Below are 15,754 nucleotides of genomic sequence, written 5' to 3'. Positions count from 1 at the left end.
TCTATCAGTAAACCCTCAATATATCATACACCTGAGAGCCAATGAATGCACCAGCAGGCATGATTCGCCTTACCACCCAGCGACAGATAATTCTTGAAGAACTCTCCAAAGTCACAAGCCATCCAACGGCAAGCGAACTCTACGATATGGTTCGCAAACGGCTGCCGAGAATTGGCCTGGGTACGGTCTACCGTAACCTGGAATTGATGGCTGAAAACGGCATGATCCTCAAGCTTGAGGTCGGTGGCACCCAGAAACGGTTTGACGCCACTACAGAGCCGCATTACCATATACGGTGCTCCTCCTGTGGCAAGGTGGATGACATCGATGTGCCTGTTATCAGGGATCTGGTGGATGCGGCCTGCGCCTCGTCTTCCTACCGGATCCTCGGTCACCACGTGGAGTTCACCGGGATCTGTCCAACCTGCCAGAAGACCGGTAACGACTGAAAAAGATAGAGAAAATATCCGCTGAAAACAGGTACCTTTTCCCAATCTCTGTCTTTTCCAGCACTATCATGGTGGAGACGTGGAACTGGACATGTGTATCTGTTTTTTTCATGATAAACCAGAAAGGCTATCCTTTTCTTGACTCAGGTCAAGGAAGGGATAGCCTTTTTTTGGATACATAATCCCCGTTTTTCCCTGGAAACGATGGAGTTTTACGAATCATTTCCATCCACAGAAAAAAGGAGGTGTACCATGAACAAAATGACCTATGCGATCCTTGGTGCGGCAGCAGGAGCGCTGCTGCTGTCCGGGTCAGCACTGGCCGGTGACAGCTGTATCGACTGTCACACCAAAGTATCCCCCGGGATGGTTCAGGACTGGAAGGTCAGCATGCATGCTGACAACGATGTCACCTGTTCCACCTGTCACGGTGAGGATCACAAATCGGCTGCCGACTACAAACTGGCCAAACTGCCGGACGAAAAAGTCTGCGCCGAGTGCCATCAGGAGCAGTACGACCAGTTTGCCAGGGGCAAGCACAACCATGGCTGGTCCTCTCTCAATGCCATTCCGGCGACTCACATGGCGCCCGATGAGCTGATCGAGGGTGGACGCGGCTGCGGCGGCTGCCACAACATGGGCATCAAGACCGAGGCCCAGAAGGAAGAACAGCGCAAAAAAGGATACCGTTACCAGAACAACTCCTGCGACGAGTGCCACACCCGTCATACCTTCTCCAAGAAAGAGGCCCAGAATCCCCGTGCCTGCCAGCAGTGCCACATGGGTTATGACCATCCCCAGTGGGAGATGTGGTCCAGCTCAAAGCATGGTGCGCGCTATTTTGCCAAAGAGTCCGGATACCTGCCAGAAGGGGCCGCCGCCCCAACCTGCCAGACCTGCCACATGCCTGACGGTAACCATGAAAACCGCACAGCCTGGGGCTTTCTCGGCGTCCGCCTGCCACTGCCCGATGATCCGCAGGCTGCCGCAGACCGGGTGACAATCCTCAAGGCCCTTGGTGTCCTGGATCCGGAAACCGGCAAGCCGACTCCGATCCTTGATGCGGTCAAGGCCCTGGATATGGCCCGGCTCTCTCAGGAAGCCTGGCAGAAAGAGCGGGACAAGATGCTTAAGATCTGTGCCCAGTGTCATTCCGAGAGCTACGCCCGCGAGCAGCTGGAGATGGGTGACTCCATCATGACCAAGTCCGACCGGCTCATGGCCGAGGCCATCGAGACCGTGGCAGCCCTGTACAGGGACGGCATCATCAAGAAGCCGGCCGGCTATCCCCATAACTACCCGTTCCTGCTGACCTTCATGCATACCAACGGCGCTGCCTGGGATAAGGACCTGGACAAGCTGTCCTACATTGACCAGGTACTGTGCCAGATGTACATGAAGCATCGCATGCGGGCCTACCAGGGATTTTTTCATGTCAATCCTGACTACGCCTACTGGTACGGCTGGAACGAGCTGACCAAGGACCTGGGCGAGATCAAGGAACTGGCCAGAACCATGCGGGCAACCCATGGAAAATAACGGGTTGTGATCTCCTGACCAGAACGTTGAAACGTTAAAGGCGGCAGCCCCGGAGCTGCCGCCTTTTTTGTTTGTTCATGTTGTGAAATTTTGAATTTCCACTAGCCGACGACCGCATGGCTGATCAGTTGAAAACCACCTGGCAGAACTTCCGTTTTCCAACTTTAAGCAAGACCGTTCCCTGAACAGGAATATTGGTATCAACGGATGTAACCTTGATACCATCCACAGAAACAGCATTCTGCTTGATCATCCGCCGCCCGTCTGAAGATGATTTGACAAGTCCTGCCTCAAGCAGCAGCCTGGGCAACCAGATCTCCTCTCCATCCACCTGCAACCTGCATTCAGGAATCTCGTCTGGAAGCTCATGCTTCTTGAAGACCTGTTCAAAATTCTTTTCCGCTGCAGCCGCTGCTTCGGAATCATGAAAACGGGCAGTCAATTCACGGGCCAGCCGCATTTTGACGGCCTTGGGATGGATGCGGCCAGCCTCCATATCCTCTTTCAGGACCTGGATCTCTTCGCTGGTCAGATCGGAAAGCAACTCGTAGTAGCGAAACATCAGCTCGTCACTGATGGACATGATCTTGCCAAAGATATCATCCGGGTTATCGGTGATGCCGATGTAGTTGCCAAGCGACTTGCTCATCTTGTTGACACCGTCGAGCCCTTCAAGCAGCGGCATGGTCAGCACCACCTGGGGTTCCTGACCTCGGCTCCGCTGCAAATCCCTGCCCATGAGCAGATTGAAGAGCTGATCCGTACCACCCAGTTCCACGTCCGCTTCAAGGGCCACGGAGTCATAACCCTGAATAAGGGGATAGAGAAATTCATGAATGGAAATGGGCCGGCCGTTTTCAAACCGTTTCTTGAAATCATCCCGCTCCAGCATCCTGGCCACGGTAAGATGGGAGGCCAGGCGGATCATGTCATAGGAAGAGAGCTCGCCAAGCCAGGTGGAATTGAAGACTACCTTGGTCCGGGTCGGATCAAGAATCTTGAACACCTGTTCCTTGTACGTTTCGGCATTTCGCTCTACATCTTCCCTGGTCAGCGGCGGCCTGGTGTCGGACTTGCCGGTGGGATCGCCGATCAGGCCGGTGAAATCACCGATCAGAAAATAAACCTGGTGGCCAAGCTGCTGAAAATGGCGCAGCTTATGTAAAAGCACAGTATGCCCAAGATGCAGATCAGGGGCCGTAGGATCAAAACCGGCTTTGATCTTGAGCGGCTGACCTGTCTCCACAGACCTGGTCAGTTTCTTGACCAGATCCTCCCTCGATATCAGGTCCACCACACCCCGCTCGATGAGCGCTATCTGTTCTTCAACGGATTTCATAACATTCAATCCAGCGTGGATTCTCCACCACTCCGAGCCCGTGCGGAGCCCGGTGTTTATTTTGCGTATTCAACAGCCCGGGTTTCCCGAATGACCGTCACCCTGATCTGACCGGGATAAGTCAACTGTTCCTCAATCGATTTGGCGATATCACGACTCATGAGCGTTGCCTCCTCGTCGCGAATCTTGTTGCTGTCGACAATTATGCGCAGGTCACGACCAGCCTGAATGGCGTAGGATTTCTCCACTCCGTCAAAAGCGTTGGCTATGGCCTCCAGGTCTTCGAGCCGTTTGACGTAGGACTGCAGCATCTCCTTTCGAGCCCCGGGCCGGGCGCCGGAAAGGGCATCCGCCGACTGAACCAGCACATCGAGCACACTTTTCGGCGGCAGGTCCTCATGGTGAGCACCGATGGCATAGACAACATCATCCGCCTCGCCATATTTTCTGGCCAGGTCGCGACCGATGATCGCGTGCGAGCCCTCCACCTCATGGTCCACGGCCTTGCCGATATCGTGCAGCAGTCCAGCCCGTTTGGCCTTCTTCACATCAAGGCCAAGCTCGGCGGCCATAACTCCGCAGAGAAAGGCTACCTCAAGAGAATGCTGCAGGATATTCTGCCCGTAGCTGGTCCGATACTTGAGGCGCCCGATCAGGTTGATCAGGTCCACATGCATCCCGTGCGCCCCGACATCAAAGGTTGCCTGTTCACCTGCTTCCCGGATGGAGACTTCCAGCTCCTTGGTGACCTTGGCCACCACCTCTTCGATACGGGCCGGATGAATCCGACCATCGGATATCAGCTGCTCCAGGGCCAGACGGGCAATCTCTCTCCGGATGGGATTAAAACCGGACAGGATAACAGCCTCTGGTGTATCGTCAATGATAATATCAATTCCCGTGGCCGCTTCAATGGCGCGGATGTTTCTGCCCTCCCGGCCGATAATGCGTCCCTTCATCTCATCGTTTGGCAGCGGGACCATGGAAACGGTCTTATCAGCAACATAGTCACCGGCGTAGCGGGATATGGCCAGGGCGAGGATATTCTTGGCCCGCCGGTCGGCTTCCATCTTCATTTCGTTTTCAATACGCACCAGCCGCTTGGCCGCATCCATCCGGGCCTCGCTTTCAATGGACTCCATCAGCAGTTTTTTGGCCTCTTCCCGGTCAATTCCAGCGATTTTTTCCAGCTTGTAGCGCTGGGTATCGATCAATTCGTCCAGCTCTTTCTGCCGGTCAACCAGCTCTTTTTCCCGCTGCCGGCATTTATTTTCCTGATCCTGCAGCTTGGATTCCCTTCGTTCCAGGGAGCGCAGCTCCTCCTGGACCTCGTCGAGCTTGCGATTGAGCCGCCGCTGTTCATCCTTGATCTCCCCCCGGCTGACTTTGATCTCACGCTCGACCTCCTGCTTGATATGCAGAGCCTCTTCTTTGGCCTGGAGGACGGCCTCCTTCTTGATTCGCTCAGCTTCACCAATGGCATTTTCGATGATCTGCCGACCCTGCGCCTCGACATTGGCCTGATTTCCCTCGATCAGTTTCTTGCGCAGCAGAAAACCGATAACCGCACCTGCAGCCAGGCCACCCCCAAGAAAAAGCAGTATTGAGCCACTCAGTCCCATGTGTTACACCATTATGTTATGCAGCGGATGGACCGAACCCACCCAGAACCTGGCCTGCTCGATCGGCTGCGGACAATAAAAGAAAAAGGATAGAGAGGAAGGAGTGAGAACCGGCGCGAATAAGAACCGGACAGGAAGGGGCCGTCTCAGACGGTGCCCCGGAGGCAGGTCAAAAGCCGTACCATACTGCTCATCATACAAACCTGTTCAGGAGACGGGCAAAAACTTTATCTGGGCCTGCACCCGGAATATACCCACGGACGAATAAGCCCACTGGACGGGTTACGCATATATGGAAAACCTGATCGTATCAGAATTATCGTACAGTTACCGGACCTGCGTCCGCCTGAGTCACTCGCAACCACCCTGTTTCATAAAATACCAGCGATGGTCGTATATAGTTACAGCAGCCCCGCTGCTGACCGTATGTAAAAATCCCCGCCCTGCCGTGTCAACAAAATGATTAAACCTAATGGCAATTAGGTGGGCAATGCCATACCTTGCGCTGGGAATCAATGAAGGCTCCCATTACAAGGCAGTGAGGCTGCCCTATCAATGAGTGTTTGGCTCAATACTTTGCTGATCACCAACAGCGCAGGGAAACTTTAACCTAGCTTGCTGTTTGCCTGTATTATAAGCAGAATTCGGGCAAAAGCAAAGAGTTATTTACAGGTTGTCGTTGTCATTCAATTCCGGAAGAGACCTTGTTTATGAGTTTATCGATGGAATCTTCCTGACAGCGCCGAAAGGTTTCGAATTCTTTTTCCAGTTGCACGTAGCGTGCCGCTATCTGCAGGCAGCCAAGTACCAGCATTTTACTTGACGGCACCGTGCTGCGGGAAGCCCCGTCGACGGATTCCAACTCTTCCCGGACCATCTCCACGACCCTGTCCACTTCTTCGGGCGAGGCGTCACTGTAGAAAGTGAATTCCTGGCCAAAGAGCGTGAAACTGACAAGTCGTTCCATGGAGCAGATCTATGCCTACTGTTCCTCGGCTCGAAAAAGAGAGCCCTGCACCCCGGCCTGATCCTCGGAGCCGGATTCGTTCCCAGCCTCCACGTCATCGCCGACCGGTTCCTCGTCCTGCTCGGACTCCCAACGGGCAATCCGGTCGATGAGGCCGCTGACCCGTTGACCGACCTCGGACCTCTCGGCCTGCAGCTCCTCAATGGTGCCCTTCAACTCGACGATTTCAGCGTCACGGTCGCGCAGGGTATCCTCGAGCCGGAAAAAACGCTCTTTCAGGTCGTTGTATTTATTGAGCAGTTTATCAACAAACTGTTCCAGGCGAATAAGTTCCGCATTATTCTCCATGACATATGCTCCTGTGCGTACTGCCAGCCGCCCGGAACACACCAGACAACCAGCTGATTTTATAGTAAAACATGTTCAAACATGTAACTATACAGAGGGTAGAGTGCAATGGCAAGTTTTTTAGGACACAACCAGACGATTGGTCTGGATTTTCAACAGATGTCCTTGAACATCACCCGGTACACGTCCCTTACATCCGGCTGTAGCTCCAGGAGAGCGGGCGCCCGTTCTCATAAGGCATATGACCATGGAAAATCCGTGGATCCCCATCGAAAACCAGGGGAATGAAATAGCGGTCCCCCTCCCACATGGGCAGTGAAAGCAGTGAATCCACTGGATGCCAGGCGAGGTCACCCTCCTCGTTGTAACTCACCGGCTGGCCGGTAAAACCGGTGACCAGAAAGATAAATCCCAGCCAGTCCTGGCTGTCCGGACCAAACCCCGGCCAGTTAACCGTGCCACGAAGAATCGCTTCTGTCACGGCAATTCCCGCCTCCTCCCGAATCTCCCGCGCCAGGCAGGAAAAGACGTCCTCCCCTGGTTCCAGCTTGCCGCCCAGACCGTTGTATTTGCCGAGATGGTGGTCATCACTGCGGGCGTTTCGATGTACCAGCAGGGTTTTGTTACCATCAGGCGAGAGTATATAACCAAGGGTTCCAACTACAGGTCTATACATAACTTCATTTTTTGTTTTTTCTTATCAGGTTACGTATGCAGATCCCTCCCCCGCGGGCCCTGCACCCCCAAACCGCGCATCTTTGTTGTCACAATGACGGGACAATATGCTACAATAGCATAAGCATCTACTTCAGAGGCAACATCCCTCTTGCCCTGAATCACTCGCCCTCTTTTTCACTGGACAAATGCGCACCGTGCTCCTGCAACGACTTCTCACAGCCGTTCTCTGTCTCTTCTGCGCCCTGACCAGTGTCCTCGTATCCACTGCCGCGGCGGCAAAACCCTTTCCTGTCTACCCGGCAATCAGGGACAACGTCCGATTCTGGGAAAAAGTGTACAGCAAGTACTCCACCCGCCAGGGAATCCTCCACGATAAGGAGGACCTGACCCGAATATACGATATTATCGAGCTGGTCGACTGGCAGACGCCTGGAGCTGCTCGAATCAACCGGCAGATGATCAAAATGGCCCGCAAGCGCTATAAGGCCATCCTTGCCGACCTGGCAGCTGGAAAAAAACCGCTCACCAGGGAGGCCAAACGGGTCCGGGCCCTGTTCCCGGACAGGACAACTCACAAAGCTTTCCGCCGGGCCCGCAACAACATCCGGCTGCAGATCGGTCAGAAGGACCGTTTCCTCGAAGGGGTTATCCGCTCCGGGACCTACATGGGGATGATCAGAAAAATCCTTCGCGCCCACGGCCTGCCCCTGGAAATCGCCTATCTGCCACATGTGGAGTCTTCCTTCAACCCCAAGGCCCACAGCAAAGTCGGCGCCGCCGGACTCTGGCAATTCACCCGGGCCACAGGTAAAAGGTATCTCACCATCAACAACGTCCTGGACGAGCGCTACGACCCCGTTCTCTCCACAGTGGCAGCAGCAAGGTTTCTTAAAAAAATCTATGCGGACCTGGAGGACTGGCCCCTGGCACTGACAGCCTACAACTATGGACCTGCCGGAATGGCCCGGGCAAAAAAACTCTATGGCAGCTATGAAAAAATCTTTTTCAACCACAAAGCCGGCCGGTTCAAGTTCGCCTCCCGCAACTTCTACTCCGAGTTTCTGGCCGCCATGCGGGTTGCCAGGAAGCTCGAAAAAGACCCGCGCATCATCGTCGACCGACCCGAGGCCACCATAACCAAAAGGCTGCCGGGATACGCACTGGCAAGTGAACTGCAACGCTATTTCAACATCTCCAGGCAGGACTTCAAGCGGCTCAACCCTGCCCTTCGCCGCCCTGTGCTCGAAGGCAGAAAGTACGTACCCGCAAAATACCTGCTCCGGCTACCGGCGACCAAAAGAATCCGTAAACTGGCAGCCTCCATGCCGGACAGGTTGTTCCACAGCCGGCAGATTCGTGATACCACCTACCGGGTCCGGCGAGGAGACACGGCCAGCGGGATCGCCAAGCGCTACCGGATCAGCCTCCGGGAACTCATCCGGACCAACAACCTGGACAAAAACGCCACAATCCGGGTCGGCCAGATTCTCAAAATTCCGGATCCCCATCAACGACGGAAAAAAATCGTCATCCTCAAAGACCGCGCCAAGCGAAAACCCTGATGCCAACCGGGAACCAATCCCCGGCAAAACGATGCTCTTGAGCAGGATGGCGCAATATCCTGCTTGCCTTTCTCCCGGTCCCCGGCGTACAATCAGTATGTGAAAATGTAACCTCTGTCAGCAGAGTCTCAATATCCCATAGCAGGAGCCTTGTCATGGATATTTCAAAAACCATTGCCGAGCTGAAAAAACGTCCTGATTTTACCGAAAAAGTCGGCATGATCCTGATCCACAACGGTGTAGTGCGCAACTGGTCGCGCCAGGACCACCGTCGGGTCCAGGCCCTGGAAGTCAACGTCAACCAGGATCTGGTTGAGGAGTTACGCCATCAATACCTAAAGAGTCCAGGCATATACGAGATAATTATCCAGGCCAGATCAGGGAGGTTTCAGCCTGGTGACGACCTGCTCTACATTATAGTGGCCGGAGACCTGCGCGAGCATATCAAGCCGGTGCTGTCAGAACTGCTCGACCGAATCAAAGCAGAAGCAGTGAGCAAAAAGGAAATCCCGGCATAACCGCCTGTTGAAAAAACCATGAATAGAGCGTCTTGCCAACGGTCTGCCAGGCGAATGAAATCACGGCCTGGCAATATGGCCCATGTCCCGGAACCGGGAGGAATCGCCCATGGACACCGCCGAGAAATTAATCAACAAATTCAAAAAAATAAAAACATTACCACACATAGTAACCCGGCTTGCCGAACTGATCAACGATCCTGATTCCACCCTGCATGATTTCGAAGAAGTGATCCGGACTGATCCGGCCCTGGTAGCAAGATTACTGACCCTGGTCAACAGCTCCTACTATGGTCTGGTGCGTAAGGTGGACTCCATCTCCCGGGCCGTGGCCCTGCTGGGAATGAAAAACCTGCACAATATCGCGGTCACTGATGCCTTAAATGCGATGTTCAGCTTCACCCTGGATGATGTCGACGGCTTTTCCCCTTCCCGGCTCTGGCTCCATTGTGTCGGTACAGCTATCTGCAGCAAAATGATCGCTGAACGCATCTTCTCCATCAACGGGGATGACGCATACCTCTGCGGTATCCTTCACGACATAGGGCTGCTGGTGGAAAGCCAGGTGGCAACCGAGGAGTTTCTCAAGGCCTATGAAGCATGGGACGCCGAAACCGACAGTCTCGTCAAGGAGGAAAAACGATTGCTCGGCACCGATCACGGGACCATCGGCTATCTGCTCACCAGAAGCTGGCAACTGCCTGAACCGCTGGCCGAGGCAGTGCGGAATCATCACAGTGTGGCTGATGATATCCCACCCAGGTCCCTGCTGGGAATCCTGCAGATGAGTCAATACATCCTCTCCCAGCTCGATCTCACGGTCAAGCCAGGGGAAACCATGCACCTGCCTCCTTCCCTGACCACCCATATCCAGGAAAATATTGAAGAATACCGGGTCCTTGCTGCTGACCTCCCCGAAGAAGTCGAACGTATCCAGCAAATGTACAACCTGTGAGAACAAGCCTATGCCTCCTCACCAGTCCCTGTTTAACGACATCGTCGGCCCTGCGACCGAACTCACGGAACTGTGCCGTCACCTGGAACAGGAGATAGAAACAGTCCTTTTTTTCTGCCAGGCCCTGGACAACAGCAATGTCGCAACCAGGGACTTCCCTCTGGAGCCGGACGTTGCAGCATCCCTTATCAAACAGCAGGCCAGGTACTCGTCCGAGTCTTCCTTTACCCACGGAGAGAGGCCTTTTTTCTTTCTTGCCATCCCTGACCTGAATATCTCCCTGCTGGCGACCCCGGCCCAACCTGAAAAAAGAGACCCCGAATACAGGTGGATGGCCACCTGTATCCGGTTGGCGGTCCAGCTTTTTCTCTCCCGGCTGGAAACCAGGGAGACACTGAGCCGCCTGCGGGTTCAAAAGAAACAATTTGAGCGTAAATTCGCTGTGCTGGAAAACAAATTCCAGGACATCATGGCAGAAAACGAACAAAACTATCTCAAGATCCAGGAACAGCAACAGAGCTACAACAAAACCCTGCAATCGGAGATCCAGCGGCAAACCGCAGAGCTGCGCAAGGCCAAGGTTGCAGCAGAGGCTGCCAATGTGGCCAAGAGCGAATTCCTGGCAGCCATGAGCCATGAAATCCGAACCCCGATGAACGGGGTCATCGGTTTCACGGACATGCTGCTCGACACCGACCTGGATCCGGAGCAGGAAGAGTTTGCCCGAACCATAAAACGCAGTGCCGAGGCCCTCCTTTCCCTGATAAATGATATCCTGGATTTCTCGAAAATCGAGGCTGGCAAACTGGACCTTGAATGGATCGAATTTGATCCGGAGATAACGGCCCAGGATGTCTGCGACCTTATTCGGCCCAGAGTGGCGAACAAAGAGGTGGAAGTACTGTGCCGAATCGACAACAATCTACCGGCCAATGTGGTCGGTGACCCTGGACGATTCCGTCAGGTTCTGATCAACCTGATGGGAAACGCAGCCAAGTTCACAGAAAAGGGCGAGATAGAACTGGCCATTGCGGTGGAAAAAGAGGAGAAAGAAACCATCACCCTCCACACCACCATCCGTGATACCGGTATCGGTATTCCGCCCGATAAACAGGAGAGCATCTTCGAGGCCTTCCGCCAGGCCGACGGCTCCACTACCCGGAAATTCGGCGGCACCGGCCTGGGACTGTCGATCTGCCGCAAGATCGCACAACTCATGGGTGGTCATGTCTGGGTGGAAAGTGAGCCGGGCCGGGGATCTGTCTTCCACTTTACCGCTGTCTTCAAAAAAGCGGCCCAACGGCAGGCCAAGATTTTCCGCAAGGTCACCCTGGAGAGCAAACATATCCTGGTTGTCGATGACAACCGCACCAACCTGAGCATTGTCTCCCACATACTGGAATCCGGCGGGCTCCATGTCACAGCCCTGAGCGAATCTTCCCGGGTCAAGGATATTGTCGCCCAGGCCATTGAGGACGGAACACCCTTTGATCTTGCCATACTCGACATCCAGATGCCGGCGCCGGATGGATACACTCTGGCCCGCTGGTTCCGGAACCACAGCGAAACCGCCACCCTGCCCCTGCTCGCCTACACCTCCTCCACGGAACGCAATGCCAACCAGTGCCGGGAAGCGGGTTTTGACGCCTTTCTCACCAAACCGGTGCGGCGGGAGATACTTTTCCGGACCATTGAAAAACTGCTGGCCCGGAAAGACACTCCCGAGGCCAACAAGAGAAAGGACAAGCTCATCACCCAGTACTCAGTCCGCGAAGAGTTGAAACAGTCTGTACGGATCCTGCTCGCCGAGGACAACCCTGTCAACCAGAAGCTGGCCACACTGATCCTGGGCAAGGCTGGCTACCAGGTGGAAGCGGCAGCAAACGGCAGGGAGGCGGTGGAGATGGTGACCCGGGATCCGGACCGGTTCGATCTCGTCCTCATGGATGTGCAGATGCCGGAAATGGATGGCCTGGAGGCCACCCGGGAAATTCGCCGGCGCGGACTCACGGAACTGCCCATTGTGGCCATGACGGCCAACGCCATGAAAGGGGACAGGGAAAAATGCCTGGAGTCAGGCATGAACGATTATATTTCCAAGCCTATCAAGCGGGAAATCGTCTTTGAAATCATCGAAAAATGGCTCCTGAGCAAACTTATTGGGCGAAGATCATGAAACATGGTGTTTTCATGGCACCAATGGATACGGTATCAGGCCCCGAAATTGCCACCTGACGCAGACGGTCTGCATAACATGCAACAGCACCAGACACCTATGCCGAAACCTGCAAAAGCTGAAATCATAAAAATCCTGGGCAGCAACAACCTCGTGCTCGTAGCCCCTGATGCCCACCCGGGTCGACAGGGGGACAGGGTCCATATGGACCATCTTGCCCGGGAACTGGCCTCAAAGCTGAACTGTTACGGAATCATCAACGCCAAGTACAAAAAAAGCATTATCGATCTCACCAATGTTGAGGAGATCAAGAAGAGGAAAAAAGTCACCAATGACTTTTTGCGTCAGCTCAAAACCTTTAAGGACGAAATACGTGGCAACAGCCTGCTGCCCATGGTCATCATCCTGCAGCAGGGAGAGGACAACCAGGGAGCGGACCTGCTGTTTGGCTATGGCCAGGGGGAGCGTGGCAACCGACAGCGTCCGCATCGACCCACCATGTCGCCCTCCCAGCTGGGCAAAATCCGACTGGCCCTGGAAGACAAGGGCCTTTCCACCGAAGTCGCCCCTGTGGACTCACCCTTCTGCGGACGGGAACCCCACAGTCTCAACCAGCTGTTTCGCCAGAAGAATTACCTGGAGGGCTTTTTTGATCCAGAAGTGCGCTCCCTGATAATCGTCCTCAGGCCCGGTTTGCTTGACAGTCCGGAGACCGCTGAAACAACCGGCCAGGCCATGGCCATGGCCCTTGGCGAACTGGTCCAGCACATGTCGCTCGTCCGGAAAATTGAGCTGGCCAACATAGACACCATGAGCAGCCAGGACCTGCGATTTATCTTCCGGCTCAGCCCGGCAGACCAGTATGACGACCTGCTGCGGGAATCCTACATTGAAGACCTGGCCACCTCCATCCACCGCAATGGTCTTCTCCATCCCCTGGTCCTGCTGCAGAAACAGGATGGGCGTTACAAGATTCTCTGCGGCTTCCGCCGGTTTCAGGCCATTAAAAGGCTCAACTGGCAGTGGGTGGAGGCCAAGGTCTACCACGAAGAAGACTTCACCACCGAAGATTTCTTCAATATCTCACTGGCGGAGAATACAAAGCGGCGAAACCTCAACCCCATTGAAATTGGCAATTTTCTTGAATCTGCAGCCCAGGAAATGGGCCTGAACAACGCCCTGCTGGCCGAGCAGTTTGGTGAGACTCTGGGTATCGGCCGCCCAGGGCAGAAGGTTTCCCAGTCCACGGTACATAAATATCGCAAAGTGAATCAGATCAGGGTCCGCGGAGAATCACCGGAGATAATTTCGGATGTGATCAACGAACGATTGCAGTTTTCCATCGCAGCCGAGATCCTGGCCCCGATCCAAAACAGTGCTGATCGTGACAGTCTCTACCTGGAGATCATCAAACCACTGGCTCCCACCAGACCACAGCTGCTGCAGATCATGAAGCTGCTCCAGGATATCAATCCGCGGCTGCACGAGGCTATCCACTCACCCCAGATTCGCGAAGCCCTGGAACGAGCCACCAATACCGAACAGAAGGCGGCAGCCTTTATCCGTGCTCTGCAGACCAGGGACCAGTCGGGCGAGGAGAAGAAGAAAAAACAGTTTGAACAGAAGGTGGCCCGGCTCAGGAAACAGCTCTTTGGCAAAAAGGCCGGCAAGAGGGATTTCAACATCACCGTCCCCTCCAGAATGGACAAAGGGGAATGCACCCTCCACATCCGCCTCAAGGAAGGTCATCTCGACGAAACCCTGACCCTGCTCCGCCAACTGCTCGAGGACCGGGACAAGCTGACAGAACTGGTCAACATGACCAGGAAATAGACCCTCTCTTCTTTGAGCAAAAGGACCTGAAGCCATGAATTTTCGCATGCGAAAAACAGCACCGCTCATCCTGATCTTCATCCTTCTGTTCAGCGAAGGTTTCTCATGGGGAGAAGAAAACATCAACCTCTTGACGGAGAACCTCAGGGAGATGGCCGCCAAAGGCGACGGTGAAGCCGCCTTTGCCCTCGGGCTCAGGTATGAGTTTGGAAATGGCGTGAAGCGGGATCCCCGCGAGGCCTGGTACTGGTTTTCCCTGGCCGGGAAGAAAAATATCACCGGGTCCTGGCTCTACCTGGGAATGAAATACCTTGCAGGCAATGGAGTGAAACAGGATCGATCCCAAGCCAAACAGTATCTGCAAAAGGCCGCCCTCCACGGCTGGCCCATGGCCCAATCACTCCTTGCCGGCCTGTACCTCGAAGAGAACCGCCCCATAGAAGCAGCCGTCTGGCTGCAGATTGCCGCCGAGAAAGGATATCCCGGAGCCCTGGCCCAACTTAATGAACTGCGCCAGACCCATCCCCTGGAACAGGACGTTGTTTCCAGACGACTGGAAGGGATACTCAGACTTATGAACAGAAAAGGTCCACTTCCCCGGAACCACCAAGCAGGTGATGGGCCTCTTCCAGCGCCCTGACAAGATCATCCACCTCCCAACCTGCCCCTGCGGCAATATCCCGCCAGTCATAACTCCTGCATCCGGCTGCGTTGTTTCCTGGCACCCAGGGCATGTCCCGGCCCAGCTTCCGGTACCTGGTCCGGGCAAAATCCACCAGCCCCCAGCCCCGGGCCAGGTTCCAAAGCCAGAGTATAAAGGAAACATTGATATATCCGGGAGTCTCCTCCCAGGAGGAAAACTGATTCCACAGGGCATCAGGTTTCGGCTGGCCGGTGGCATGTTCCATGGCCCTGTGCCAGCACCCGGCGATGCGTTTTATCATGGATGTCTGGTCCAGCCGGGCAAGACCGTCCAGGTGGAGATCAAAATCCGTCGGCCTGGCCGCCCCGACACTGATGGTGTGGATTTCCGGCCGGCTCAGGCAGAAAACATCATTGAACTGCATGGGATGAAGGGGGGCTGACAGACGGACAAGCAACGACGGTGGACGGTAAAGCATGCCGCCTTTATCCGAAGGGCTGATGATAAAGACCCCCATATTCCGATTTCTAGCTGCGCGCAGCACAGGGGAATGAACCTGGAAGATCATGTACCAGTGGAGATTGATGAAATCAAAGCCACCTTCTTTTTCATGACGCACGGCAGCAAGCTGGACCCCAGTGGAGCCGTGGCCGGAAAACCCGACCCAACCAACCCGTCCCCGGGACTGCAGTTCCCTCGCCGCCGCCAGACATCCCCCGGGCCTGCAGGTCTGCCACAGGGAGTGGTAGTCATTGAGACCATGGATGGCCAGCAGATCCACCCGCTCCACCTGGAGTCGATCCAGGGAATCCAGCACATTGGCGGTGAACAGTTCCGGATCATCTTCGGGTCGGACCTTGGTCTGAAGTATATAGCTGTCACGATCTATCCCGGCCAGCACCCTGCCAAGCTGACGCTCCGCGGTTCCATAGCCGCGGGCGGTCTCCAGGTGTGTTATTCCCGATTCCAAAGCCTGGTGGACAATGGCTTCAAGACTGTGCTGGCTTTCCAGAGGAATCCGCTCCGGATCCATATCCTTCCAGGAATGCATGGAGCGCATGAGGCCGCAGGAGAGCACCGGCATCTGTAATCCGGTTCTGCCAAAACAGCGATAGATCATGGGAC

At 54.8% G+C, this 15,754-nt stretch carries 14 protein-coding genes and 1 other RNA gene; 8 read left to right on the top strand and 7 right to left on the bottom strand.

The window, feature by feature from the left end; all coding sequences use genetic code 11:
- The first annotated feature begins 41 nt into the window (after nt 1–41).
- Entirely contained in the window at nt 42–449 is a 408-nt protein-coding gene (locus tag ACXJJY_RS00955) for a Fur family transcriptional regulator (RefSeq protein WP_456384764.1), read from the top strand.
- 261 nt (nt 450–710) lie between these two features.
- Nucleotides 711–1,988 (top strand): multiheme c-type cytochrome, encoded by a 1,278-nt coding sequence (locus ACXJJY_RS00950; RefSeq protein ID WP_456384917.1) that lies wholly within the window; start codon nt 711–713, stop codon nt 1,986–1,988.
- Nucleotides 1,989–2,112: 124 nt separating this feature from the next.
- On the opposite strand, the gene tyrS is transcribed toward ACXJJY_RS00950, so the two are convergent.
- The 6 genes from tyrS to ACXJJY_RS00920 form a co-directional block, all read right to left on the bottom strand.
- Nucleotides 2,113–3,327, bottom strand: a complete 1,215-nt coding sequence (gene tyrS, locus ACXJJY_RS00945; protein WP_456384762.1) for a tyrosine--tRNA ligase — start codon at nt 3,325–3,327, stop codon at nt 2,113–2,115.
- A 56-nt stretch (nt 3,328–3,383) separates the two neighbouring features.
- On the bottom strand, nt 3,384–4,949 hold the full coding sequence (rny, locus tag ACXJJY_RS00940) for a ribonuclease Y (protein WP_456384760.1): 1,566 nt from the start codon (nt 4,947–4,949) through the stop codon (nt 3,384–3,386).
- 431 nt (nt 4,950–5,380) lie between these two features.
- Nucleotides 5,381–5,553: non-coding RNA, 6S RNA (gene ssrS / locus ACXJJY_RS00935), on the bottom strand.
- A 78-nt stretch (nt 5,554–5,631) separates the two neighbouring features.
- The gene (locus ACXJJY_RS00930; protein ID WP_456384758.1) at nt 5,632–5,916 is read right to left on the bottom strand and encodes a cell division protein ZapA; all 285 of its coding nucleotides are present in this window, start codon (nt 5,914–5,916) and stop codon (nt 5,632–5,634) included.
- 15 nt (nt 5,917–5,931) lie between these two features.
- Nucleotides 5,932–6,264 carry a cell division protein ZapB gene (locus ACXJJY_RS00925; protein ID WP_456384756.1) on the bottom strand — a complete coding sequence of 111 codons (333 nt, stop codon included), beginning with the start codon at nt 6,262–6,264 and terminating at the stop codon, nt 5,932–5,934.
- Nucleotides 6,265–6,454: 190 nt separating this feature from the next.
- The gene (locus ACXJJY_RS00920; protein ID WP_456384754.1) at nt 6,455–6,940 is read right to left on the bottom strand and encodes an NUDIX hydrolase; all 486 of its coding nucleotides are present in this window, start codon (nt 6,938–6,940) and stop codon (nt 6,455–6,457) included.
- Between the two features lie 187 nt (nt 6,941–7,127).
- Here ACXJJY_RS00920 and ACXJJY_RS00915 point away from each other — a divergent pair, with 187 nt between their 5' ends.
- The 6 genes from ACXJJY_RS00915 (at nt 7,128) to ACXJJY_RS00890 (ending at nt 14,626) form a co-directional block, all read left to right on the top strand.
- Nucleotides 7,128–8,504 (top strand): lytic transglycosylase domain-containing protein, encoded by a 1,377-nt coding sequence (locus tag ACXJJY_RS00915; protein ID WP_456384752.1) that lies wholly within the window; start codon nt 7,128–7,130, stop codon nt 8,502–8,504.
- Nucleotides 8,505–8,659: 155 nt separating this feature from the next.
- Entirely contained in the window at nt 8,660–9,022 is a 363-nt protein-coding gene (locus ACXJJY_RS00910) for a molybdenum cofactor biosynthesis protein MoaE (RefSeq protein ID WP_456384750.1), read from the top strand.
- A 109-nt stretch (nt 9,023–9,131) separates the two neighbouring features.
- Entirely contained in the window at nt 9,132–9,977 is an 846-nt protein-coding gene (locus tag ACXJJY_RS00905; RefSeq protein WP_456384748.1) for an HDOD domain-containing protein, read from the top strand.
- A gap of 10 nt (nt 9,978–9,987) precedes the next feature.
- A complete protein-coding gene (locus ACXJJY_RS00900; RefSeq protein WP_456384746.1) occupies nt 9,988–12,153 on the top strand; it encodes a response regulator in 2,166 nt (721 codons plus the stop codon).
- 99 nt (nt 12,154–12,252) lie between these two features.
- A complete protein-coding gene (locus ACXJJY_RS00895; RefSeq protein ID WP_456384744.1) occupies nt 12,253–13,986 on the top strand; it encodes a ParB/RepB/Spo0J family partition protein in 1,734 nt (577 codons plus the stop codon).
- 34 nt (nt 13,987–14,020) lie between these two features.
- Nucleotides 14,021–14,626: a tetratricopeptide repeat protein gene (locus tag ACXJJY_RS00890; RefSeq protein ID WP_456384742.1), complete on the top strand. Its 606-nt coding sequence runs from the start codon at nt 14,021–14,023 to the stop codon at nt 14,624–14,626.
- On the opposite strand, the gene ACXJJY_RS00885 is transcribed toward ACXJJY_RS00890, so the two are convergent.
- Nucleotides 14,559–15,749: an aldo/keto reductase gene (locus tag ACXJJY_RS00885; protein ID WP_456384740.1), complete on the bottom strand. Its 1,191-nt coding sequence runs from the start codon at nt 15,747–15,749 to the stop codon at nt 14,559–14,561. The genes ACXJJY_RS00890 and ACXJJY_RS00885 overlap by 68 nt on opposite strands.
- Between the last annotated feature and the right edge of the window lie 5 nt (nt 15,750–15,754).

The organism is Desulfolithobacter sp., from assembly GCF_054025815.1.
Note: the sequence above shows the minus strand (reverse complement) of the source record. Positions and strands in the feature narration are given on the sequence as shown.